Below are 22,826 nucleotides of genomic sequence, written 5' to 3'. Positions count from 1 at the left end.
GAAGATCATGAGCGCTTTTGGACGACGCAACGGTGCAGGCGGAACGGGCGCGCGCCCGACCTTCGGTGTCGCCAAGCCGATGAAGGGCGCCGGCTTCGCGGCGGCCGATGCCGGCGGAGACCAGTTCCCGCCGCTCGAGGCGCTGGCCGAAGAGGCGCCCGCCCGCGGCGACCGCTCCGACGCCATGAGCCGGCTCGCCGACCGCCAGGCCGGCAGCGGCGAGGCGGCCTCCTCGCGCAGCGAAGGCTTCGAGGCGGCGATCCACCGCATCAAGGAGCAGGTCCTGCCCCGGCTGCTGGAGCGGGTCGATCCCGAAGCGGCGGCGACGCTCAGCAAGGACGAGCTCGCCGAGGAATTCCGGCCGATCATCGGCGAGGTGCTGAACGAGCTCAAGATCAACCTCAACCGGCGCGAGCAGTTCGCGCTGGAAAAGGTGCTGGTCGACGAACTGCTCGGCCTCGGTCCGCTCGAGGAGCTGCTGAACGATCCCGACATCTCGGACATCATGGTGAACGGGCCGAACCAGACCTTCGTCGAAAAGAAGGGCAAGCTGCAGATCGCCTCCATCCAGTTCCGCGACGAGGAGCATCTGTTCCAGATCGCGCAGCGGATCGTGAACAAGGTCGGCCGCCGCGTCGACCAGACCACGCCCCTCGCCGACGCGCGCCTCCCGGACGGCAGCCGCGTCAACGTCATCGTCCCGCCGCTCAGCCTGCGCGGCACCGCCATCTCGATTCGCAAATTCTCCGAGAAGCCGATCACGCTCGACATGATGAAGAATTTCGGATCGATGTCGGAGAAGATGGCGACGGCGCTGAAGATCGCCGGCGCGAGCCGCTTCAACGTCGTCATCTCGGGCGGCACCGGCTCGGGCAAGACGACGATGCTGAACGCCTTGTCGAAGCTGATCGACCCGGGCGAGCGCGTCATCACCATCGAGGACGCGGCCGAATTGCGGCTTCAGCAGCCGCACTGGCTCCCGCTCGAAACCCGCCCGCCGAACCTCGAAGGTCAGGGCGCGATCACCATCCGCGACCTGGTCATCAACGCGCTGCGCATGCGGCCGGACCGCATCATCCTCGGCGAGATCCGCGGACCGGAATGCTTCGACATGCTGGCGGCGATGAACACCGGCCACGACGGATCGATGTGCACCCTCCACTCCAACAGCCCGCGCGAGGCGCTGGCGCGTATGGAGAATATGGTGATGATGTCCGACATCAAGGTGCCGAAGGAAGCGATCAGCCGCCAGATCGCCGACTCGGTCGACCTCATCGTCCAGGTCAAGCGCCTGCGCGATGGCTCGCGCCGCACCACCAACATCACCGAGGTGATCGGCATGGAAGGCGACGTGATCGTCACCCAGGAATTGTTCAAGTTCGAATATCTGGACGAGACGCCGGACGGCAAGATCATCGGCGAATATCGCTCGATGGGCCTTCGACCCTACACGCTGGAGAAGGCGAAGATGTTCGGCTTCGACCAGCCTTATCTGGAGGCGTGCCTCTAGGCCTCCGCCCCGCTTCGGCGTTCAGGGCGTCCAGGCGCGGCGCCGGAGGCAATGCCGTCGTGTGGCGAGGGGAGCGGCCCAAGAGCACGCCTGCGGCATGCCCCCAAGGCCCCTCCCCGTCCCCGCCTCGTCAGCGCCGGAAACCGACGCTCAGAGATCGTCCTCCGCGGACGGGCCCGTCATGAGGGCGTCGGCGACCGCTTCGGTCTTGCCCCGGATCGCCTGTTCCAGGCGATGGGCGACCTCCGGATTCTCGCGCAGATAATTCTTCGCATTCTCCCGGCCCTGGCCGATGCGGATCGAATCGTAGCTGAACCAGGCGCCGGATTTCTCGACCAGCCCCGCCTTGACGCCGAGATCGAGGATCTCGCCGACCTTCGACACGCCTTCGCCATACATGATGTCGAACTCGACCTGCTTGAACGGCGGCGCCACCTTGTTCTTCACCACCTTCACCCGGGTCGCGTTGCCGACGATGTCGTCGCGGTCCTTGATCTGGCCGGTGCGGCGGATGTCGAGCCGGACGGAGGCGTAGAATTTGAGCGCGTTGCCGCCCGTCGTCGTTTCCGGATTGCCGTACATGACGCCGATCTTCATCCGCACCTGGTTGATGAAGATGACGAGGCATTTGGACTTGGAGATGGAGCCGGTGAGCTTGCGCAGCGCCTGGCTCATCAACCGGGCCTGAAGGCCGACATGGCTGTCGCCCATCTCGCCCTCGATCTCGGCGCGGGGCACGAGCGCGGCGACCGAATCCACGATCAGGATGTCGATCGCGTTGGAGCGCACCAGAGTGTCCGTGATCTCGAGCGCCTGCTCGCCGGTGTCGGGCTGCGAGACGATGAGATTGTCGACATCGACGCCGAGCTTCTTGGCATAGACCGGGTCGAGCGCATGCTCGGCATCGACGAAGGCCGCCGTGCCGCCCGCCTTCTGCGCTTCCGCCACCGCATGCAGCGCCAGCGTCGTCTTGCCCGAGCTTTCCGGCCCGTAAATCTCCACGATGCGGCCGCGCGGCAGGCCGCCGACGCCGAGCGCGATGTCGAGTCCGAGCGAGCCCGTCGAAATGGTCTCGATCTCGATCTTCTCGCGCGAGCCGAGCTTCATCGCGCTGCCCTTGCCGAACGCGCGGTCGATCTGCGCGAGCGCGGCTTCGAGAGCCTTCTGCTTGTCCATGTCCTGATTGTTCCTGTCGGAAACGACTTTGAGTGATGCCACCATGGCCAAGCCTCCCGTTAGAGCCTCCGCGCCGCCGGTTCAACGCGGGATTGGAGATGTACATACTTTGTTCGCAGAGAACAAGTAGGAAACATCTCTGTTGCGGCGAGCGCCCGCGGAGCCTCAGAAAATTATTTTCCGGGCACGTCCGTCCAAAGAAGCAGCGGCGCTTCAGATGCTTGGCTCCTCCCGACCATCATCCTGAACGGATCATAACGCCTCCGTTAAGAACGGCGACAGCCCTGCCGCTCCTAAGGCGGCGCCGTTCGCGGGGACAGGAGGCGAAAGTGTCAGGGAGACAGATGATGAAGACCAATCGGGGAATGTTGACGGCCGCCGCCGCGGCGGCGCTGTTGCTGGGGGGCTGCGGTATTCGCGAAGCCCATATCGCCATGCCGGGCGACCTGACCGCGGCATCGGAGCCGCTGCGCCTGCGCGGCATCGGCGGCGGCACGCGCGGGTCGTTCGATCTGGAGGGGGCGCCGGGCAGCTTCACCCGCTCGGCCGAGCGGCTCGGCATTTTCGATCCGCTGCTCGTGCGCAACAGCGGCGGAGGCAGCTTTCGGCTCGCCGGCGCGTCCGGCGATCTGGCGGGCCGCTGCCGCTTCGTCGAGCGCGAGGTGACTATCGGCAACATCGCCGTCACGCCGGACCGGCTGCGCTTTTCCTGCGGCTTCGCCCGCGACGGTCGGCCGACCGCGGCCGAACTGGTGCTGGAGGATCCGAAGAGCGCGTTCGGCACGGTTCACGGCCGCTCGGAACGCCGCGGCATCCTGTACTTCGAGGGCGAGGAGATCGAGGTGCGGTCGATCCACCGCGATCAGGGCGGCGGCCTGCCCGCTCCGCACGCGATCGGCTACATGTTCGCGCAGGACGGACGGGAAATCGGCGCGGTCAACCTGAACGGGGCGCGGACGATCTACGCCCCGCGCGACCCACGCGTCCGCGAAGCGGTGATCGCCGCCGGGATCGCCCTCGCCCTCTTCTGGGATCCGGCGGTTTGACGACGCGGGGTCTCGGCGCGGCCGCATCGAGTCCCCGTCCGGGGGCGAGTCAGCCGCGCCGGCCCTCCGCCGCGCGCAGGCGGGCCGGCGCCTCGCGCATGAGGCCGCGGAAGACCGGGTGCTGGTAGATGGAATTGTGGTCCGCCATCGGCACCACATGGTGGCCGGCGAGGTTCGGAACCGCGCGGGCGAGCGCCTCGGTCCGGGCGGCGGGGATCAGCTGGTCCCCCTCGGCCGCGATCAGGACGACGGGCGTGCGCGCATCGGCAAGGTCCGCCGCCGGCTCCATGCGGTGCCGGAAGAGCAGCCGCACGGGCAGCCAGGGATATTGACCGGCGGCCACTTCCGTCAGCGAATCGAACGGCGTCACCAGGACGAGGCCGTCGAGCGGCCGCCGGCCCGCGAGATGGGCCGCGACCCCGCTGCCGATCGAGAAGCCGGTGGCGATCGTCCGATCGGGCGCGATCCGCTCCACCGCCAGATCGTGGACCAGAAGCGCGTCCGCCTGCAGCGCCGCGGCGCCGGGGCTGCCGTCGCTCGACCCATAGCCGCGATAGTGGAAGGCGACGACATGCGCCTCGGGATAGAGATCGCTCAGATATTGGGCCGCGCCGGCCGCGTTCCACCCGTTGCCGCCGAACCCCAGCACCAGCAGGCGCTCCCCCGAGGGCGCCGACGGCGCGACGTGGATGCCGCGCAGCGTGTCGCCCGAATGCGTCGCCAGTTCCCAGGCGTCGGAGCCCGGCGGCGCCGGAGCCTGTCCGACCAGCCGGGCGGGAAAGAGCAGCGCGGTCTGCGCGAAGAAGATGGCGGCGGCGACCGCGGCATAGAGAAGCAGCGGAATGAGGAGGAGCTTCAGCATCGCCGATGGATCAGGGCGAAAGCTGACCGCGACGCTCTTCCGCCTTCCTCAACACCTCATAGGCGGCCTGCACCGCCTGGAAGCGGGCCGCCGCGCCGGCATCCCCGGGGGCCAGATCCGGGTGGTTCTCCTTGGCGAGCCGGCGATAGGCACCGCGCACCTCTTCGAAATCGGCGTCGGAGTCGAGCTCGAGCACGTCGAGCGCGCGCATCTCGTCGCGGCTGCGGCTGCCATCGCCCGGACCGCCCCAGCCATAATGGCTCGCCTCGGCGAAACCGCCGGCATCGCGCCGCTCGGCCTGCTCGCGGGCGGCCGCGTCCTCGGCCGAGAGGCCTTCGAAGTAGTTCCAGTTGCGGTTATATTCGGCGGCGTGGCGCTCGCAGAAATACCAGCGCTCCGGGCTATTGGGCGATTTGGGCGCGGGACGGTCGCCGGGTTCGGTGCAGCCGTGGCGGTCGCACAGCCTCACCTGCTGCGCCTCGCGCGACGCGCCATAGCCGCGCCAGCGCGGAAACCCCCAATCGTTCGATCTGCCCTGCTTCGCCATAGCTTCCAGATAGAAAGGAGACGCCGCCACCGCCACCCCTCGCGGCGCGAAAGCGGAGTCCGGGGAAAAGGCCAGAGGATCTGTAAGCCGGGTTCTGTCCACCCCGAAGGGCTGGACGGCCATTCATCTGGGAGACGGATCGCTCCGCCCCTCCTGCAACCAACCCGGGCGACTGGGCCGGAACCTTGCCCTGGAGCCCGAAGGCTCCGCGCCGCCCCTATTCGGTCTTGCTCCCGGTGGGGTTTACCGTGCCGCCTGCCGTTGCCGGAGGCGCGGTGGGCTCTTACCCCACCCTTTCAACGTCACCGCCCCGAAGGTCCGGCGACCTGCTTTCTGTTGCACTGTCCCTGGGGTCGCCCCCGCCGGGCGTTACCCGGCACCGTGGTTTCCGTGGAGCCCGGACTTTCCTCGACCCGCCAAGGCGTGCCGCGGCCGTCCGATCCTCTGGCCCGGCCTATCTAGTATGTCCGCGCTCGCGGTCCAAGAGGAGTTGCAGCAGGATGGCGCGGCACTCCCCCTCGATCTCGCCGTCCACCTGTTCCGGCCGGAACCGGCGCTGGAACGCGGACACCGCGTCCTTCGGGCTCGACACGTCGTAGCCGAAGCGTTCGAGCGCGAGCAGGAAGCCTCCGTCGGTCCAAAGCGGATCGACGAGGTTGCGGGTGGGGCGCGGCAAGGCGAGGCCGTGCTTGGCGAGCCGCCCCCAGTCGAACAGTTCGCCCGGATCGATCTTGCGCGACGGCGCGACGTCCGAATGGCCGACGATATTGGCGCGCGGAATGTCGTAGCGGTCGACGATGTCGGCGAGGAGCGGCAGCAGAGCGCGCATCTGCTCCTCCGGGAACGGGCGGTAGCCGAACTCATGCCCGGGATTGACGAGTTCGATCCCGATCGAGGCCGCATTCACCTCGCGCACGCCCCGCCAATAGGAACGCCCCGCATGCCAGGCGCGCCGGTCCTCCGGCACCATGCGGACGACTTGGCCGTCCTCGCCGATCAGATAGTGGCAGGAGACGCGCGCTTCCGGATCGCGCAGCCGCTCGATCGCGACGGCGGCATTCTCCATTCCGGTATAATGGAGGACGACCATGGATATCGGCTGATCGCGCGCATCATGGTTCGGCGAGGGGCAGTCGATCATCTCGCTCATTCGCCGCATCCCGCTTCAAAAGCGGAACGGCGTCAAGCCCGCATTCGCGCATGCGTTCGCCGTTCGCGCCGAGGCGCGGCGACCGCGGAGGCGGCAGGTCAGGCGCTGCGCGCCCTGAGCGCCGGCCCCTCTCCTGCCGCCGCCGGCAGGTAGAGGCCGCGATTGTCGGGATCGGAGGCGAAGGCGTCGGTCTGGCCGATCACGGTCTCGCCCGCGCCGAGCATCAGGCAGCCGTCGGGCGCGATCGCCTGGGCCAGCCGCGCGAAGACGGTACGGCGCGTCTCGCCGGAGAAATAGAGGAGAACGTTGCGGCACAGGATGACGTCGAAGCGGCCCGGCGCGGGCGGATGCTCCATCAGGCTGCGGACTTCGAAGCGCACGGTGGGGCGCAAGCCGACCGAGACGCGCCATTCGCCCCCCTCCTCGCCGAACCAAGTCATCATCTGGCGAACCGGCAGGCCGCGCTGGATCTCGAACTGCGAATAGAGGCCCTCGCGGGCGCGGTCGATCGCGGCGCGGGAGATGTCGGTCCCGACGATGTCGATCGTCCAGCCCTGCCAGCGCAGCTTCTCCTCGGCGAAGGCGATGGCGAGCGACCAGGCCTCCTGCCCGGTGGAGCAGCCGGCGCACCAGATGGAGAGGCGCTTCTCGCGGGCGCGGCCACGCTCGATCCGCTTCAGCGCGCCGGCGAAGAGCTGGTCGAACGGCGCCTTGTCGCGGAAGAAATAGGTTTCGTTGTTGAGCAAAGCCTCGACGATCCGCTCCGAGAGCCGGGGATCGCGACCGAGCGCCACTTCGGTGGCCAGCTGATCGAGCGAAGCGAGCCCCCGCTCCCGCATCAGCGGGCCGAGCGCCGTCTCGATGCGCCAGCGGCGGCTGAGCGAAAGCTGCTGGCCGGTGCGCGACTCGAGAAGGCCGGCGAGGATGCGCGAAGGCGCGTCGATCAGTTCCACTGTGCGCCTTCCGAATGAGCGACGATGCGGCGGGCGAGCGCGGCCGGCGGCAGCACGGCGCAGGCGATGCCCGCCTCCGCGACCGCACGCGGCATGCCCCACACCGCCGAAGTTGAGCGGTCCTGCGCGAGGACCGCGCCGCCGCCTTCGGCAAGCCGGGTCGCGCCGATCAGCCCGTCGCGGCCCATGCCGCTCAACAACACCGCGACGCCGCCCGGCCCGAAGGCTTCGGCGAGGCCGTCGAACATCGGATCGGCGGAGGGAAGGCAGCCGGACGGCGCCGGCCGGCGGCACAGGCGCGCCCGCACCCGCGAGCCCGTCCGTTCGACCTTCAGATGGGCGTTGCCCGGCGCGACCAGCAACTCGTCGGCGACAAGCAGGTCCCCGTCTTCGGCGATCCGCACCGGCCGGCGGGCGGCGGCTTCGATCTGGCGGGCGAAGAAGGGCATGAACAGCGCCGGAAGATGCTGGGTGATTAGGATCGGAAGGCCGCTCTTGAGCGGCAGGGCCGCGAGGAAGGCGTTGAGCGCCAGCAAGCCGCCGGTCGACGCAGCGACGGCGATGCAGCCCGGCTTCGCGTCCGGCATGGCGCGCAGCCGAACGGCGACGTTATCCGATAAATCGGCCGGGCGGTGCGCCCGCCCGATCCGCCGCAACTTGTCGGCGAGCACGTCCGAGAAACGGCCGCCGAACAGCCCCGTCCCCGGCTTCGACAGCGTGTCCGCCGCGCCGAGCGACAGCGCCTGGAGCGACGCGCGGGCGCCCTCCTCGCAGGCGGAGGAGACGATGAGGATGCGGGCGCCGCGGCTGCGGCGGATGATCTCGGGCATGGCCTCGAGCCCGGTGCTGCCCGGCATTTCGAGGTCGAGGAGCACGATGTCGACGTCCACGCTCGCCAGTGCGTCGATCGCTTCCGCGGCGCTTCCGGCGAGGGCGACGACTTCCAGGTCGCGATGGGACGCGACCATGCGCGACAGCACCGCGCGGGCGATCGCCGAATCGTCGACGATCATCAGACGGATCGGACGCACGGCGGGCGCGCCGCCTGCCCCGCCCGGGGACGGCCGGCCGCTGGACGTCGCGGCCGCCAGGGTCACGCCACCCCGACGATCTGGAGCTTGGAGTGAAGCGTTTCGCGGTCGAACGGCTTCATCACATATTCGTCGGCGCCGGCTTCGATGGCGGCGCGGATATGGGCGAGATCGTTCTCCGTCGTGCAGAAAACGACCTTGGGCTGGCGCTCATGCTCGCTTTGGCGCAGCGTGCGCAGGAATTCCATTCCGCTCATCACCGGCATGTTCCAGTCGAGCAGGACGACGTCCGGCATGCGGGCCTCGCAGCGGCTCAGCGCCTCGCGCCCGTCTTCCGCTTCGTCGACCGAGAAGTTCAGCGTCTCAAGGATGTGCCGGGCGACCTTGCGGATCACCTTGCTATCGTCGACCACAAGGCAGCTTCTCATACGCACCACTCCATCTGAACACGAGGCCTGCGCGAGCCTAAAGCCGACAGGTAATTAGAGGATTAATCCGCGTCACGCCGCCGCCTGGGCCTGCGGCCCGGCGATCAGCGCCCGCGGATCGACGACGAGGAGAAGATCGCCGTCGACCTCCACCATGCCGGTGCCGACCCGGTCCCAGCCGGGAGCGAGCGGCGCCCGGAGCGGCACCGGGGGCGCCGGCGGCGCCACCACATCCTCCACTTCCTCGACAAGAATCGCATAGAGGTGCCCGTCGCAGGGGATCGCGACCGCGTCGCGCGCCGAGGGCCGGACGGCGGCGCCGAGGCCGAGGCTCGCCTGAGCGTCGATCACGGTTAGCACGCGGCTGCGCAAGGCGGCCAGGCCCGCGACGTGCGGCGCGGCGCGCGGCACCGGCGTCAGCGCCTCGATCTCCACGACCGAATCCACCTCGCCCGCGGGCACCGCGACGCGCGCGCCGCACAAGCGGACGATGAGGAAGAGATCAGCCATTGTCGCCACTCCTTGCCTTGCCGCGGGTCAGGGCGCTGAGGAGCGCGTCGCGGTCGTAGCGGTAGATGCTGTTGTCGTTGTCCCCCGAAGGCTCGGGGCGGGCGCGCAGGCGAAGCACTTCGCCCCCCGCTGCCGGCGGCACCGTCGAAGCGCCGCCGTCGTCGCCGACGATGACGAGATCGGCCGAGACTCCCTCTTCGGAATCGACGACCCGATAGCCGAGGCCCTCGATCATCGGGCGCAGGATCGCCTCGATCCAGGGATCGCCGGCCGGCAGCGCGCAGACCGGGCCGGCGGCGGTGGAACCCGCGCCGGCGGCCGTGCCTCCGTGGGCGGCGAACAGCCAATAGGGATCGATCAGCTCGACCGGTTCTCCGTCGATCAGAGCGACGCCGGCGATTTCGCCCGCCGCGGCGGAGCGGCGGAAGTCGGCGGGAACGGCACGGATGTCGATGACGTCGCCGAACGCATAAGCGAGTTCGGCCGCGCCGTCCGTGAGGCGCAGGAGGCGCAGCTTGCCCGCGCCCGGCGGCGCGTCGCAGCCAGCGAGCGGCAGCAGGCTTCCGCCCAGCGCCACGCGAAGCCGACCGGCACTGTGGCGAACGGCGGCGGCGTCCACGTCCTCGATCCGCTCCACCACCGGCAGGCGGACGGCGCGGGCGGCGCCGTCAAGGCCGCGGAAGAGCAAAGCCTGGAAGGTCTCGCCGGCGGGAGCCGCCTCCGCCTCAGGCTCGGGCTCGGCTTCCGCACTGGCGAGGCCGGCAACGCTGGCGACGCCCGACGGATCGAGCAGCAGCACCGGCCGGCCATCCTCGGCCAGCGTGGTCCCGGCGTAGAGGCCGGCGGCGAGCACGGCGGGCGCGGCGGGCTTCACCACCAGCTCCTCATGGTCGTGCACGCCGTCCACGGCGAGCGCATAGGCTTCGCCGCCGGCGGGCTTCACGAGAATGACGTTGCGCGGCTCGCCGGCCGAACCGCCGAGCAGCTCCGAGAGCAGGACCAGCGGCATGCGCCGGCCGCGGACCGTGGCGACGCGGGCGCCGCCAAGCGCCTCGATCCGGACCGAGCGGCCGTCGGCGCGGAGAATCTCGTCGATCGCCGAGCGCGGGACGGCATAGACCTGCCCCGCCGCCGCCACCGTCAGCGCCGGAATGATGGTGAGCGTCATCGGCACGCGGATGTTGAGCCGCACGCCCGAGCCGGCCCGGCTCTCGACGTCCACGACGCCTCCGATCCGTTCCACATTGGCCCGCACCACGTCCATGCCTACGCCGCGCCCGGAAATGGCCGTGACCTGGCCGGCGGTGGACAGGCCCGGCTCGAAGATCAAAGCGGTCCGTTGGGACGGCGACAGCTGCGCCGCCCGCTCCGGCGTGACGAGCCCCGCTTCGACGGCGCGGCGGACCAGCCGGTCTCCATCGATGCCGCGGCCGTCGTCGCAAATTTCGATCAGGATCTGGTTGCCCGACTGGCGTGCGCAGACCGACAGACGGCCTGCGCGGGGCTTGCCGAGCCGTTCGCGGTCCGCGGGCGATTCGATCCCGTGGTCAAGGGCATTGCGGATGATGTGGGTCAGCGGATCGCGGACCATCTCGATCATCTCGCGGTCGAGCTCGACGTCGCCGCCGTCCATCCGCAGTGTCGCTTCCTTGCCGATTTCGGCCGCGAGGTCGCGCACCATCCGGGGCAAGGTGGCGAACAGGCTTTCGATCCGCTGCATGCGGGTGCGCGTCACGGCATCCCGAATGTCGGCGAGGCAGGCGGACACGCGCTCGAACGCCTCGTCCACCGCGGCGCCGGCGGGCGCCTCGCGCAGGCGGCGGGCAAGCTCGTTCCGCGCGAGCACCGCGTCGGACACGCCGTTCATGATCCGGTCGAGCAGCTCGACCGGAAGGCGGACCGTGCGGATCGGCCGCGCCGCGCCTTGCGGCGCCGCGGCGGCGGAGCGGGGTTCGTCGAGCGGCGCGCCGTCCCGGCTCAAGGCGGCGATCAGGCGGGCGTCCTCGCCGTCGGGCAGGCTCGCGCCGCTGTCCAGCGCCTCCACGAGTTCGCCGATGCGGTCGATGACGCCGAGCACCGCGCTGACCAGCGCGCGATCGGGGGCGCGGCGGCCGGCGCGCACGTCGGCGAGCACGTCCTCCGCGGCGTGGCTGAGCGCGGACAGGCGCGGCAGATCGAAGAAGCCGCAATTGCCCTTCACGGTGTGGACGAAGCGGAAGATCTCGTCGAAGCGCGCGCCGTCGTCGGGCGCGGCCTCCCAGGCGACCAGCGCACCGGAAATGGCCTGCAGCATCTCGCGCGTCTCGGCGATGAAGTCCTGAATGAGATCGTCCATGGCTCCCCGCCCAATGCCGGCTACGGCCGGGTTATGGGGAGCAAATGGTAAAGGGATGCTTTACCGGCCGCGCGGGACGGCGCGCATCTTCAGGAGGGAAGCGAGGCGCCGAACAGCACCACCCCTTCTTCGGCATCGGCGACCTGGATCTGCCCGCCCGCCTCGCTGACGAGGCAGTGGGCGAGCCACGCCGCGGCGGCGCGGGGCGCGATCTCCTCCTCATGGCTTTCGCCGACCAGCGCGCGCTTCAGCTCCGGATCCAGCACGATGCGGCTGCCGTCGGCGCGAACGACGATGTCGAGCCCCCCGGCATGCTTCTCCGCGCCGACATCGAGCCGTCCGCCGCGCACCAGCGCGTCGCCCGCGATCAGGACGAGGTTGAGCAGCACCTTCAGCCCCGATTTGCTCATCGTCGGTTCGTCGACCATCCAGCCGAGCTGGATACGGCCATCGCCGCCGAACAGGCCTTCGATCGCGACCCGGGCCTCGCGCGTGTCGACCTCGTCGCCGAAGCCGCCGGCGGCGCCGAAGGCGAGCCGGAAGAATTTGAGCTTGTTGGCGGACGCACGGGCGCTCTCGCCCAGAAGATCGAGGCAGCGGGCGCGCATTTCCGGATCATGCTCGTCGGCGAGCAATTCGATGCCGTTGTTGAGCGCGCCGACGGGGGACAGCAGGTCGTGACACAGGCGCGAGCAGAGAAGGCTCGCAAATTCATGGGATTTCATGCCGCCGGTGCCCCTGTCGCTCTTGCTTCCTCTGAGCGCCCCTATTGGGCCGAAGAAGGCGCGGTTTCAAGGCGTTCGGCGCGGATTTCAAGGCGGGCAGGCAGGAAGGCGCCCTGAACGGGGCCGCCGCGCCGGCTGATCCACAGCCGGGCATTCTCCGCGCCCAGAATCAGCCACAGCCGCCCCTCCTCTCCCGCAAGCGCCGCATCCGCGGCGGACGGAGTGAGGTCGCCACTGGGATGCGAATGAAAATGACCCAGGATCGCCCTGCCCTCCGCCCTGGCGCGGCGGGCGGCGGCGAGATGAGCTTCGGGATCGAGCAGGAAGCCGGTGCGCGGATCGGGCGCCGCGTTGGCGACCGGCCAGGCCTCCTCGATCGCTCCCTCGCGCCCGACCAGCAAGCCGCAAATCTCCTCGCCAGCGGCGGCACCGGCCGCCGCCACGAGGCGGTCGAGAAGCGACCTTGATATCGTTACGGGCATCGCCACATCCATCGAAGATGACCGGGGGGACTGACATCATTCGCGCGACCGTCGCAAGCGATGCCGATGGCTGGCGGATCGACCGCGCGCTTGCCGCCGCGCTGCCGACCCTGTCGCGCGAACGGCTGAAAGCGCTCATCTCCTCGGGCGCGGTGATCGGCCCGGCCGGCGGACCGGTGCGGGATCCGGCGACCAAGGCGGTCGGCGGCGGCGCCTATGAGGTGCGCGTCCCCGCGCCGGAGCCGGCGCACAATATCGCGCAGGACATCGCACTCGACATCGTGTTCGAGGACGAACATCTGCTCGTCGTCGACAAACCGGCCGGAATGGTCGTCCACCCGGCCGCCGGCAATCCGGACGGGACGCTGGTCAACGCGCTTCTCCACCATTGCGCCGGCCGGCTGTCCGGCATCGGCGGCGTGGCGCGGCCGGGCATCGTCCACCGCATCGACAAGGACACGTCGGGCCTGCTGGTGGTCGCCAAGACCGATGTCGCGCATGAAGGACTCGCCGCGCAGTTCAAGCGGCACAGCATGCACCGGCTCTATCTCGCCATCGTGGCCGGCATCCCCAACCCGCCGGCCGGTACCGTCGACGCGGCGCTCGCCCGCTCCGCCGCCAACCGGCAGAAGATGGCGATCGTGGCGGAAGACCGCGGCAAGCGCGCCGTCACCCATTATCGCCTGGTTCAGCCGCTGCGCGACGCCGCCATGGTCGAATGCCGGCTCGAGACGGGGCGCACCCACCAGGTGCGGGTGCACATGACCTCCATCGGCCACCCGCTGCTCGGCGATCCGGTCTATGGAAGAGGCCGGCTCACTCACCGTAATTTGCTCAATCAATTGGATTTCCGAAGGCAGGCGCTGCATGCTGCCGAGCTGGGATTCGTCCACCCGGTCTCGAAACGAAACTTGTCCTTCAAAAGCGCCCTCCCGTCCGATATTCAGGAACTGTTCGGGGCGCTTACCGTATAGAAACCAAAGTGCCGGCACGGTGGATAACGTGCGGTGCGCCAGGGAGAATGTGAGAAGTCATCATGGCAAGCGGTAACAAGGTCCCGGCGACGATCCCCGCCACCGGAGGCGAAGCGGGTCTCAACCGCTACCTCGCCGAGATCAAGAAGTTTCCCATCCTCTCTCCGGAGGAGGAATATATGCTCGCCAAGCGCTGGACCGAGCATCAGGACACCGAGGCGGCGGCGAAGCTGGTCAACTCGCACCTGCGGCTCGTCGCGAAGATCGCGATGGGCTATCGCGGCTATGGTCTGCCCGTGTCCGAGCTGATCTCGGAAGGGAATATCGGCCTGATGCAGGGCGTGAAGAAGTTCGAGCCGGAAAGGGGCTTCCGCCTCGCCACCTATGCGATGTGGTGGATCCGCGCCTCGATCCAGGAATTCATCCTGCGCAGCTGGTCGCTGGTGAAGATGGGCACCACCGCCGCGCAGAAGAAGCTGTTCTTCAACCTCCGGCGGATGAAGAACCGCATCGAGGCGTTCGAGGACGGCGACCTCAAGCCCGAGGACGTGACCAAGATCGCCACCGACCTCGGCGTATCCGAGGAGGACGTCATCTCGATGAACCGGCGGATGGCGATGGGCGGGGACACCTCGCTCAACGTGCCGCTGCGCGAGGAAGGCGAAGGCACCTGGCAGGACTGGCTGGTCGACACCGATCCGCTGCAGGACGAGCGCGTCGCCGATGCCGAGGAATCGAAGGTGCGCCACGAGTTGCTGATCGAGGCGATGAACGCCCTCAACGACCGCGAGCGCCACATCCTCACCGAACGGCGGCTGTCGGACGATCCCAAGACGCTCGAGGAGCTGTCGCAGGTCTACGACGTGAGCCGCGAGCGCATCCGGCAGATCGAGGTGCGCGCGTTCGAGAAGCTGCAGAAGGCGCTGATGAACCTCGCGGGCGAGCGCCGCCTGCTGCCGTCCGGCTGATCCGCTTCCGCCCCGCCGCCGTGGCACGATCGCGGCGGCGGGGTCTGGAGCGCGGCCGCCGCCTGCTCTAGTGCCGCCGCATGGCCCGTTCGACCCGACCCCGTTCACGCCGCGCCGCGCCCCGCCGCTCGATCCCCGGCCGCATCTTCGGCTGGATCGTCAAGGCGGCGTTCCTGTTCGTGATCCTGAGCCTGCTCTGGGTGGTCGCCTACCGCTTCGTCAATCCACCGATCACCCTCACCATGGTCGGCGACATGATGGAGGGGCGCAGCATCTCCAAGACGTGGATGCCGATCGAGGAGATCGACCGCGACATGGTGCGGGCGGTGATCGCCGGGGAGGACGGCAAGTTCTGCCAGCATGGCGGCTTCGACACCCAGGCGATCGAGGAAGCGATGCGCCGCAACGCCAAAGGCGGATCGGTGATCCGCGGCGGCTCCACCATTTCCCAGCAGACCGCGAAGAACGCCTTCCTGTGGCAGGGCGGCGGCTATTTCCGCAAGGGGCTGGAGGCCTGGTTCACGCTCCTCATCGAGAACATCTGGGGCAAGCGGCGGATCATGGAGGTCTATCTCAACATCGCCGAGACCGGCATCGCCACCTATGGCGTCAATGCAGGGGCGCAGCGCTATTTCGGCAAGGACGCCTCGTCGCTCAGCCGGCAGGAGGCGGCGCGGATCGCGGCGGTGTTCCCGCTGCCCAAGCGCCGCGAGGCGGTGGCGCCGACCGGCTTCACCCGCCGTTACGGCAACATGATCGCGGCGCGGATGGCGGCGGTGCAGCGCGACGGCCTCGACGCCTGCGTCTACGAAGGCGCGCCGGCCCGGGCGGCGGCGGACCGGCCGGAGCCCAAGGCGCGGCCGAAAGCGCAGCCCAAGGCCGCGCCCAAGGCGGAGCCGCTGCCGGGCGAGGAATATGAGGCGCCGGTCCAGACGCCCCCGGCCCCGCCGCCGCCGGCCGCGGAACCCAGCCCGCAGCCCGAGCCCGAACCCGTCTCCTAGAACGGCATCTTGAAGCCGGGCGGGAGCTGGAGGCCGCCGGTCACCGAGCGCATGCTTTCCTGCGCGGCGACGTCGGCCTTGCCGCGGGCGTCGTTGAAGGCGGCGGCGATCAGATCCTCCAGCATCTGCTTTTCGGACGGGGCGAGCAGGCTGTCGTCGATGGCGACGCCGATCACCCGCCCCTTGGCGGACGCGCGCACCTTGACGAGGCCGCCGCCGGACACGCCCTCGACCTCCACCTTGTCGAGATCCTCCTGGGCCTGCAGGAGCTTGTTCTGGGCCTCCTGCGCCATCTTCATCAGGTCGTCGAGATTCTGCATCAGGCGCTCCGTTGTTCGTGTCTGGTGAAGCCGGCCAGCTCGGCTTCGGGAAAGGCGTCGAACGCCGCCTTGACGAGCGGCGATTCGAGCACCGACAGGCGGACCTGTTCGGCGGCATCGCGCTCCTGGTCAAGCAGCGAGGGGGCCGCCGGCTCGTCCGACGCGGCGACCTGCCAGTTCTCCCCGGTCAGCGCCTTGAGCGAAGCCGCGAGATCGCGCGCGAACTCGCCGGGCAAGGGCTTCGACGGCCGCACCACCAGCTCCGGGGGGGCGTAGCGGACGAGGCCGACATAATCGTGAAGCTGCTGGGCGAGGTGCGGCTTGCCGTTGCGGGCGAGGAGATCGACCAGCCCCGGAAAGTCGGCCGGCGCCTTCAGCAGCGCCGCGGGACCGCCCGCCGGGGCGGGCGCGCCGCCGGCGCCGCCGCCGCTCGCGGGGACGGCGACCGCACCGCCTCCCAGCCGCTCGGCGAGCTGGCTCGGATCGGGCAGGTCGGCGGCATGGATAACGCGCAGCAGCGCCATCTCCGCCGCCTCGAGCGGCATCGGCGCGGAATGGACTTCCGACAGCCCTTTCAGCAGCAGCTGCCACAGCCGGTGGACGGCGGCGAAGCCGAGCCGGCTCGCCCAGTCGGCATAGGCCTCCCGCTCCTCCTCCGACTGGGCCGGATCGCTCGTGCCGCCGACCTTGACGCGGGTGATGCCGTGCACCGCCTCCAGAAGGCCGCGCAGCATCGCCGCGGGCTCCACTCCCAGATCATATTGGTCGCGCACCGCGGCGAGCGCGCCGGGCGCGTCGCCGGCGAGCAGCAAGGCGAGCAGCCGCCGCACCGCGCCGCGATCGGACAGGCCGAGCATCATCCGCACCTGATCGGCCGAGACGCCGCCGGCGCCATGGGCGATCGCCTGGTCGAGGATCGACAGGCCGTCGCGCGCCGAGCCTTCGGCCGCCCGGGCGATCAGGGCGAGGGCCTCCGGCTCCACCTCCACCCCTTCCGCTTCGGCGACATGGGCGAAGTGGGCGGCGAGCTGCTCGGCCGAGATGCGCCTCAAGTCGAACCGCTGGCAGCGCGACAGGACGGTGATCGGCACCTTGTTCACCTCGGTCGTGGCGAACAGGAACTTCACATGGGCGGGCGGCTCCTCCAGCGTCTTCAGCAGCGCGTTGAACGCGTTCTTCGACAGCATGTGGACTTCGTCGATGATGTAGACCTTGTAGCGCGCCGACACGGCGGCGTAGCGCACCGCCTCGATGATCTCGCGCACGTCGTCGACGCCGGTGTGGGAGGCGGCGTCCATTTCGACGACGTCGATGTGGCGCCCCTCGGCGATGGCGCGGCACGGCTCGCAGACGCCGCATGGATCGATGGTCGGGCCGCCCTGCCCGTCCGGCCCGACGCAGTTCAGCGCCTTGGCGATCAGCCGGGCGGTCGAGGTCTTGCCGACCCCGCGCACGCCGGTCAGCAGGAAGGCATGGGCGAGCCGGTCGCGCCGGATCGCGTTGGCGAGCGTCGTCACCATCGCGTCCTGGCCGATCAGCTGATCGAAGCTTTGCGGCCGGTATTTGCGGGCGAGGACGCGGTAGGGCTGAGCCGGTTCGGCCGCGCGCGCCGGCTGCGGCGGCACGTCGAGGCCGAGGCCGGGGCCGGGATCGTCGGCGGGTTCAGGGGATTCGGAGGACATCGGCCAAGCCTAGATCAGCGCCGCCGCGCGCGCCAGCCGCGCCCGCCGCCCCGCGCCGGAACAAGCGGGCCGCGGGGCGCCGCCAAAGGTGACGAAGGTGCGGCATATCGCGGCGAATTCCCTTTTGTTTTCAGTGACGCGTCGGTCGGCACCGGCGCGTCCCGCGACTCGGGAAACGTCGCGCGGTTCGGCCATTATGGCAAAGCGGGGAGCTGTAGGAAAATGGTTCGCGCGGAGCGAAGGCGGCAGAGGGTTTGGGGTGGGAGCCGGAACGACCCGGAACGATATCGTTACGGCTGCTTCCTTCCGGACCTGACCGGGTTGGCGACGATTCCGTCCGCCCGACTCCCGCGCGCCATATGGGCGAGCCGCGGCGATTAGGCAAGCTCAACGGAGGTCGTTTGCCGACCAACGGTGGTGAGAATGGCTGTCCATGGCACCACCCGAAGCCCGACACGGGCCGCGGTCATCGCCCCTGCATGTTGCGCGACGCGCCGGGCATGCGGACGGTGAGGCCGTCATGATCGTCGCCGAGCCAGATCTGGCAGGAGAGGCGCGAGCAGCGGGTGACGTTGGCGGCGAGGTCGAGCATGTCCTCTTCCTCCTCGCTGGCGGGCGGAAGCCGGCCGAAATCGTCCGCCGCGACGATGACGTGGCAGGTCGAGCAGGCCATCTGGCCCTCGCACGTGCCTTCGAGCGGCTGGCCGGCCGCCTGGGCCACGTCGAGGAGGCGGGCGCCCGGCGCGGCGTCGATCTCGGTCGCATGGTCGCCGTCCGCGGAGAGGAAGCGGATTCGGATCATGCCGCGAAGCTCCGCTGGCGCGCCGCCGCCTCGGCGATGCGCCCGAGCGCGGCGCGCAGCTCCTCCTCCCGCGTGTAGCGGCCGAAGCCGATGCGGAGCGAGGCCCGGGCGGCGCGGTCCGGAAGGCCGAGCGCGGCGAGGACGTGGCTGGCGCGGCCCGAACCGCTGGCGCAGGCCGAGCCCGCGGACAAGGCGACGTCGCGCAGCTCCGAGATCAGGCGGGCCGAATCGAGGCCTTCGCGGCGGATGTTGAGATTGCCCCGGTAGCGCGCCGTTTCCGAGCCGTTCAGCGACCAGTCCCGGGTGAGCCCGCGGGCGATCTCCCACAGCCGCGCGACATGGGCGCGGTCCGCTTCCGCCCGCTCCACCAGCAGCCGCGCCGCGGCGCCGAAGCCGGCGCACAAAGCCGGCGACAGGGTGCCGGAGCGGATGCCGCCTTCCTGGCCGCCGCCGTGGAGCAGCGGATCGATCGCCACGCCGTCCGCGATCCACAGCGCGCCGATCCCCTTGGGTCCATGGACCTTGTGGGCGGAGACCGCGACCATGTCGCAGGCGCCGAGCGGCACCGGCACCCGGCCGAGCCCCTGGACGGCGTCGCAGAAGAACAGCGCGCCGGCCGCGCGGGCGATGGCGCCGAGCTCCGCCACCGGCTGGATCACCCCGATCTCGTTGTTGACCAGCATGGCGGCGACGAGGCCGGTGCGCCCGTCGATCCTGCGCGCGGCGAGGTCGAGATCGACGAGGCCGTCGGGTTCGACGGGCAGGATGTCCACGTCGAACCCCTGTCCGCCCAGCCAGTGGACCGTGTCGAGCACGCAGGCATGTTCGGTGGCGAGGGCGACGATGCGCCGGCGGCCTTCCGGCAGGCGGGCGGCGGCGCCCTTCAGCGCCCAATTGGCGGCTTCGGTGGCGCCGGAGGTGAAATAGAGGCGGCCCGCGGGTGCTCCGGTTGATGGCTTTTCCGGAGGCGTACCCACCCCCGGCCCCTCCCTGGGTCCAGGGAGGGGGCAATGCAGGGCGGCGAGGACCTGGTCCCGCGCGACTTCGACGGCGGCGGCGGCTTCGCGGCCGAGCCGGTGGGGGCTGTGGGGATTGCCGAACCGCGTCTCGAGCCAGGGGCGCATCGCCGCCGCCGCTTCGGGCGCGAGCGGCGTCGTCGCCTGATAGTCGAAATAGGCCGGCGCGCTCACGCCGCCCGGCGCCGGTCAAACAGGGTGCGCCATTGGGCGAGCAGCGCGTCGATGTCGGATTCGCGCGTGTCCGGGCCGAAGCTGACGCGGATGACTTCGCGCGCCGCTTCCTCGGGCCAGCCCATCTCCATGAGGACGTGGCTCGTCTTGAGGCTGCCCGACGAGCAGGCGGAACCGGCCGAGACGGCGATGCCGGCCAGATCGAACTGCATCATCTGCGCGGCGCCGGGGACGCCCGGCATGCGATAGGCCGAGATGGTGGCGATGCGCGGGGATTCGCCGCCGACGATCTCCCCGCCCGCGGCGCGGATGCCCGCGTCGAGCCGGGCGCGCAGCCCTTCGGCCCCGGCATACCAGCCATGGTCCGCCTCGAGAGCGGCGGCGAAGCCCATGATCATCGGCACCGCCGGGGTGCCGGGGCGATAGCCGCCCTCCTGCCCGCCGATCGCGTCCAGCGCCGCCGGATCCTTCACCAGCAGGGCGCCGATGCCCGGCGGCCCGCCGAGCTTGTGGGCGGCGACGACCAGGAAATCGGCGTCGGGGAGCGGCAGCTTGCCGGCGCTCTGCGCGCAATCGGCGAGCAGGAGGCCGCCGGCCGCCCGCACCCGCGCCGCCACCGACTCCAGCGGCTGGAGGATGCCGGTTTCGTTGTTGACCGACTGGACCGCGACCAGCGGCCGCTCGGCGCCCTGGAGCGCGGCGTCGAGATCGGCGAGGTCCACCGTCCCGTCCGGCGCGGCGGCGATGCGGCGCGCGCCCGGCGCGCCGCGCAGCACCGCGGGATGCTCCATCGCCGAGACCAGGCGGGGACCGGCCCTGGCGCGCTCCAGCGCCAGCGACAGCGCCTCGGTCGCGCCCGAGGTGAAGAGAATCGTGCCCTGGAAGCCCAGCGCCGCGCCGATCCGGCGGCGGGCATCCTCCATCGCTGCGCGGGCGGCGCGGCCTTCGGCATGGGGCGAGGAGGGATTGGCCCATTGCGCGCAGGCCTCGGCGATCGCCGCCGCCGCCCGCGGCAGGATCGGCGTGGTCGATGCATGGTCGAGATAGATACGGCCGGCCACCGGTGCCTTCCTTTCAAATTGCGAAGCGCGGCAGCTTACCTATATAGGGCGCAGCCACGCGCGGCCATGCGGCCGGCGCGTTCCTTTGAAGCAACCTCAAGCGCAGGTGCAATGCCCGAAGTCATTTTTCCAGGCCCCGACGGCCGTCTCGAAGGCCGTTTCAGCCCCGGCCCCCGCCCCCGCGCGCCGGTCGCGATGATTCTCCACCCCCACCCGCAGGCCGGGGGGACGATGAACAACGCCATCGTGCAGCAGCTCTACAAGACCTTCGTGCGGCGCGGCTTCGCGACCCTGCGGTTCAATTTCCGCGGCGTCGGCAAGAGCCAGGGCGTGTTCGACAACGGCATCGGCGAATTGTCCGACGCCGCGTCGGCGCTCGACTGGGTGCAGCAGATCCATCCCGAGGCGGAATCGACCTGGATCGCCGGGGTGAGCTTCGGCGCCTGGATCGGCATGCAGTTGCTGATGCGGCGGCCGGAGGTGCGCGGCTTCATCTCGATCGCGCCGCCCGCGAACATGTACGATTTCTCCTTCCTCGCCCCCTGCCCGTCCTCGGGCGTGATCATCCAGGGCGAGGCGGACGAGGTGGTGACTCCGATCGCCGTCCAGAAGCTGGTCGACAAGCTGAGGACGCAGCGGCACATCACCATCCACCACACCACCATCCCCGGCGCGAACCATTTCTTCCAGAACGAAATGACCGAGCTGATGCGGGCGGTGGACGAATATCTGGACTTCCGGCTGGATCCCTCCTGCCCGATCAAGTGAGGGCCGCTCCCCCCACCCTACCCTCCCCCCATGGGGGAGGGATTTAGGCGCTCAGATCGACCAGATGGCGACGTTCGCCATCGCGACGGCCGCGGCGACGATCATCAGCACGCCCTTGCCGCGTTCGTTGCCCTTCACGATCAGATAGATGCCGCCCGCCGCCAGCAGGAAGGCGGCGATGGTGGTGATCGACAGCAGGGTCGCGCCCAGGCCCTCGTTCATGGCGCGATCCTCCCGCCGATCAGTTGCGCGTAAAGCCCCGGATCGACATTCCCGCCCGAGACGACGACCACGGTCCGCTCGCCCGCCGGACCCGCCTTGCCGGCGAGGAAGGCGGCGAGCGCGGCCGCGCCGCCGGGTTCGGCGACGATGCGCAGGTGCCGGGCCGCGAAGGCGACCGCCGCCGCCACTTCCGCCTCGCTCACCGCCACGCCGCGGGCGCCGGCGGCGCGCAGCGGAGCGAAGGTGAGCTCGGACACGCGCTTGGTCTGGAGCGCGTCGCAGCGGGTGACGGGAGCGGGCTCGGCGACCGGCAGGATCTCGCCCGCCTCCAGAGAGCGGGCCATGTCGTCCCACCCCTCCGGTTCGGCGGTGACGACCGCGCTGCCGGGAAGGGCGAGCGCGATGCCGGCGGAAAGGCCGCCGCCGCCGCAGGGGACGATCACCCGGTCCGGCGCGCCGCCGAGCTGCGCCGCGATCTCGACGCCCACGCTTCCCTGCCCCTCGATCACGTCGACATCGTCGAACGAGGGGACGAGCACGGCGGCGCGCTCGGCGGCGAGGCGGGCGGCGATCTCCTCACGGCTCTCGCGGGCGCGGTCGTAGAAACGGATTTCGGCGCCCGCCGCGCGGGTCGCCTCCACCTTCACGCCTGGCGCGTCGGCGGGCATAACGATCGCCGCGGCGATGCCGAGCCGGGCGGCGGCGAGCGCCACGCCCTGGGCATGGTTGCCGGACGAAAAGGCGACGACACCGGCCCGCCGCTCCGCCTCCGTCAGCCGCAGCAGCCGGTTGGAGGCGCCGCGATATTTGAAGCTCCCGCCCCGCTGCAGGCATTCGGCCTTCACCCAGACGCGGCCGCCGCCATGGTCCAGCGGGAGCAGCGGCGTGCGAGTCACGACGCCTTCCAAGCGCTTCGCCGCAGCTGCGACACCGTCCGCCGTCGCTTGTCTCTTCATCGTCAACCCTCTGGAAACTCGTGGGAAATTGCAGGTCTTTACATGGGGGCCCCAGCTACATATATCCCGCCCCGCAGCCCCATGGGGACTTCCAAACCGCAAGGCTGCCTTGTCGTCAACTACCCCT

Annotated in this window: 23 protein-coding genes, 2 other RNA genes and 1 pseudogene; 6 read left to right on the top strand and 20 right to left on the bottom strand. The window is 70.1% G+C overall.

The genetic code is table 11. The annotated features are described in order from the left end of the window. Positions 1 to 7 precede the first annotated feature (7 nt). Positions 8 to 1,510 (top strand): CpaF family protein, encoded by a 1,503-nt coding sequence (locus ACK4K7_RS03710; RefSeq protein WP_431863851.1) that lies wholly within the window; start codon positions 8 to 10, stop codon positions 1,508 to 1,510. Between the two features lie 150 nt (positions 1,511 to 1,660). Here the strand turns inward: ACK4K7_RS03710 and recA are convergent, their stop codons facing one another. Next, positions 1,661 to 2,686: a recombinase RecA gene (gene recA / locus ACK4K7_RS03705; protein WP_431863850.1), complete on the bottom strand. Its 1,026-nt coding sequence runs from the start codon at positions 2,684 to 2,686 to the stop codon at positions 1,661 to 1,663. Between the two features lie 344 nt (positions 2,687 to 3,030). On the opposite strand from recA, the gene ACK4K7_RS03700 reads away from it, so the two are divergent. Then, positions 3,031 to 3,732: a hypothetical protein gene (locus tag ACK4K7_RS03700; protein WP_431863848.1), complete on the top strand. Its 702-nt coding sequence runs from the start codon at positions 3,031 to 3,033 to the stop codon at positions 3,730 to 3,732. A gap of 49 nt (positions 3,733 to 3,781) precedes the next feature. On the opposite strand, the gene ACK4K7_RS03695 is transcribed toward ACK4K7_RS03700, so the two are convergent. The 11 genes from ACK4K7_RS03695 to ACK4K7_RS03645 all read right to left on the bottom strand — a co-directional run bounded on the left by ACK4K7_RS03695 (position 3,782) and on the right by ACK4K7_RS03645 (position 12,755). After that, the gene (locus ACK4K7_RS03695; protein ID WP_431863847.1) at positions 3,782 to 4,594 is read right to left on the bottom strand and encodes an alpha/beta hydrolase; all 813 of its coding nucleotides are present in this window, start codon (positions 4,592 to 4,594) and stop codon (positions 3,782 to 3,784) included. A 10-nt stretch (positions 4,595 to 4,604) separates the two neighbouring features. Next, the gene (locus ACK4K7_RS03690; RefSeq protein WP_431863846.1) at positions 4,605 to 5,141 is read right to left on the bottom strand and encodes a J domain-containing protein; all 537 of its coding nucleotides are present in this window, start codon (positions 5,139 to 5,141) and stop codon (positions 4,605 to 4,607) included. A gap of 67 nt (positions 5,142 to 5,208) precedes the next feature. Continuing rightward, positions 5,209 to 5,589: RNase P RNA component class A (rnpB, locus tag ACK4K7_RS03685), an RNA gene on the bottom strand. 6 nt (positions 5,590 to 5,595) lie between these two features. Continuing rightward, on the bottom strand, positions 5,596 to 6,291 hold the full coding sequence (locus tag ACK4K7_RS03680; RefSeq protein ID WP_431863845.1) for an N-acetylmuramoyl-L-alanine amidase: 696 nt from the start codon (positions 6,289 to 6,291) through the stop codon (positions 5,596 to 5,598). A 98-nt stretch (positions 6,292 to 6,389) separates the two neighbouring features. Then, the gene (locus tag ACK4K7_RS03675; RefSeq protein ID WP_431863844.1) at positions 6,390 to 7,244 is read right to left on the bottom strand and encodes a CheR family methyltransferase; all 855 of its coding nucleotides are present in this window, start codon (positions 7,242 to 7,244) and stop codon (positions 6,390 to 6,392) included. After that, positions 7,235 to 8,275 (bottom strand): chemotaxis protein CheB, encoded by a 1,041-nt coding sequence (locus ACK4K7_RS03670; protein WP_431863843.1) that lies wholly within the window; start codon positions 8,273 to 8,275, stop codon positions 7,235 to 7,237. The genes ACK4K7_RS03675 and ACK4K7_RS03670 overlap by 10 nt, the downstream gene beginning before the upstream one ends. Before the next feature lie 62 nt (positions 8,276 to 8,337). After that, a complete protein-coding gene (locus ACK4K7_RS03665) occupies positions 8,338 to 8,703 on the bottom strand; it encodes a response regulator (RefSeq protein WP_431863842.1) in 366 nt (121 codons plus the stop codon). Between the two features lie 72 nt (positions 8,704 to 8,775). Continuing rightward, positions 8,776 to 9,213 (bottom strand): chemotaxis protein CheW, encoded by a 438-nt coding sequence (locus ACK4K7_RS03660; protein ID WP_431863841.1) that lies wholly within the window; start codon positions 9,211 to 9,213, stop codon positions 8,776 to 8,778. Then, positions 9,206 to 11,548 carry a chemotaxis protein CheA gene (locus ACK4K7_RS03655; protein WP_431863839.1) on the bottom strand — a complete coding sequence of 781 codons (2,343 nt, stop codon included), beginning with the start codon at positions 11,546 to 11,548 and terminating at the stop codon, positions 9,206 to 9,208. The genes ACK4K7_RS03660 and ACK4K7_RS03655 overlap by 8 nt, the downstream gene beginning before the upstream one ends. An 89-nt stretch (positions 11,549 to 11,637) precedes the next feature. Next, positions 11,638 to 12,273 carry a histidine phosphotransferase family protein gene (locus ACK4K7_RS03650; protein WP_431863838.1) on the bottom strand — a complete coding sequence of 212 codons (636 nt, stop codon included), beginning with the start codon at positions 12,271 to 12,273 and terminating at the stop codon, positions 11,638 to 11,640. 41 nt (positions 12,274 to 12,314) lie between these two features. Continuing rightward, positions 12,315 to 12,755 (bottom strand): Mov34/MPN/PAD-1 family protein, encoded by a 441-nt coding sequence (locus ACK4K7_RS03645; protein WP_431863837.1) that lies wholly within the window; start codon positions 12,753 to 12,755, stop codon positions 12,315 to 12,317. 17 nt (positions 12,756 to 12,772) lie between these two features. Between ACK4K7_RS03645 and ACK4K7_RS03640 the strand changes: the two genes are divergently transcribed. The 3 genes and pseudogenes from ACK4K7_RS03640 to mtgA form a co-directional block, all read left to right on the top strand. Further along, a complete protein-coding gene (locus ACK4K7_RS03640) occupies positions 12,773 to 13,729 on the top strand; it encodes an RluA family pseudouridine synthase (RefSeq protein WP_431863836.1) in 957 nt (318 codons plus the stop codon). A 62-nt stretch (positions 13,730 to 13,791) separates the two neighbouring features. Further along, the gene (gene rpoH / locus ACK4K7_RS03635; protein ID WP_431863835.1) at positions 13,792 to 14,697 is read left to right on the top strand and encodes an RNA polymerase sigma factor RpoH; all 906 of its coding nucleotides are present in this window, start codon (positions 13,792 to 13,794) and stop codon (positions 14,695 to 14,697) included. A gap of 80 nt (positions 14,698 to 14,777) precedes the next feature. Next, positions 14,778 to 15,503 (top strand): annotated as a pseudogene (mtgA, locus tag ACK4K7_RS03630) (monofunctional biosynthetic peptidoglycan transglycosylase); the annotation flags it as partial. A 191-nt stretch (positions 15,504 to 15,694) separates the two neighbouring features. Here mtgA and ACK4K7_RS03625 read toward each other — a convergent pair. The 6 genes from ACK4K7_RS03625 to ACK4K7_RS03600 form a co-directional block, all read right to left on the bottom strand. Further along, complete coding sequence (locus ACK4K7_RS03625; RefSeq protein WP_431863834.1) at positions 15,695 to 16,018, bottom strand: YbaB/EbfC family nucleoid-associated protein; 324 nt, start codon at positions 16,016 to 16,018, stop codon at positions 15,695 to 15,697. After that, on the bottom strand, positions 16,018 to 17,700 hold the full coding sequence (locus ACK4K7_RS03620) for a DNA polymerase III subunit gamma/tau (protein WP_431863833.1): 1,683 nt from the start codon (positions 17,698 to 17,700) through the stop codon (positions 16,018 to 16,020). Before ACK4K7_RS03620 ends, ACK4K7_RS03625 begins: the two co-directional genes overlap by 1 nt. Before the next feature lie 256 nt (positions 17,701 to 17,956). Then, an RNA gene (gene ffs / locus ACK4K7_RS03615) (signal recognition particle sRNA small type) lies at positions 17,957 to 18,052 on the bottom strand. A 114-nt stretch (positions 18,053 to 18,166) separates the two neighbouring features. Then, positions 18,167 to 18,502: a 2Fe-2S iron-sulfur cluster-binding protein gene (locus ACK4K7_RS03610; RefSeq protein ID WP_431863832.1), complete on the bottom strand. Its 336-nt coding sequence runs from the start codon at positions 18,500 to 18,502 to the stop codon at positions 18,167 to 18,169. Then, entirely contained in the window at positions 18,499 to 19,626 is a 1,128-nt protein-coding gene (locus ACK4K7_RS03605; RefSeq protein WP_431863877.1) for a cysteine desulfurase family protein, read from the bottom strand. Before ACK4K7_RS03605 ends, ACK4K7_RS03610 begins: the two co-directional genes overlap by 4 nt. Positions 19,627 to 19,688: 62 nt before the next feature. Further along, positions 19,689 to 20,753 carry a cysteine desulfurase family protein gene (locus tag ACK4K7_RS03600; protein ID WP_431863831.1) on the bottom strand — a complete coding sequence of 355 codons (1,065 nt, stop codon included), beginning with the start codon at positions 20,751 to 20,753 and terminating at the stop codon, positions 19,689 to 19,691. Between the two features lie 111 nt (positions 20,754 to 20,864). Here ACK4K7_RS03600 and ACK4K7_RS03595 point away from each other — a divergent pair, with 111 nt between their 5' ends. Then, positions 20,865 to 21,521 carry an alpha/beta hydrolase gene (locus ACK4K7_RS03595; RefSeq protein WP_431863830.1) on the top strand — a complete coding sequence of 219 codons (657 nt, stop codon included), beginning with the start codon at positions 20,865 to 20,867 and terminating at the stop codon, positions 21,519 to 21,521. Positions 21,522 to 21,572: 51 nt separating this feature from the next. On the opposite strand, the gene ACK4K7_RS03590 is transcribed toward ACK4K7_RS03595, so the two are convergent. After that, on the bottom strand, positions 21,573 to 21,743 hold the full coding sequence (locus tag ACK4K7_RS03590) for a hypothetical protein (protein ID WP_431863829.1): 171 nt from the start codon (positions 21,741 to 21,743) through the stop codon (positions 21,573 to 21,575). Then, positions 21,740 to 22,699, bottom strand: coding sequence for a threonine ammonia-lyase (locus ACK4K7_RS03585; protein ID WP_431863828.1), 960 nt, complete (start codon positions 22,697 to 22,699; stop codon positions 21,740 to 21,742). The genes ACK4K7_RS03590 and ACK4K7_RS03585 overlap by 4 nt, the downstream gene beginning before the upstream one ends. Positions 22,700 to 22,826: the final 127 nt, after the last annotated feature.

This window comes from Allosphingosinicella sp. (assembly GCF_046295735.1).
Lineage (GTDB): Bacteria > Pseudomonadota > Alphaproteobacteria > Sphingomonadales > Sphingomonadaceae > Allosphingosinicella.
This window is presented reverse-complemented; position numbering and strand designations above follow the sequence as displayed.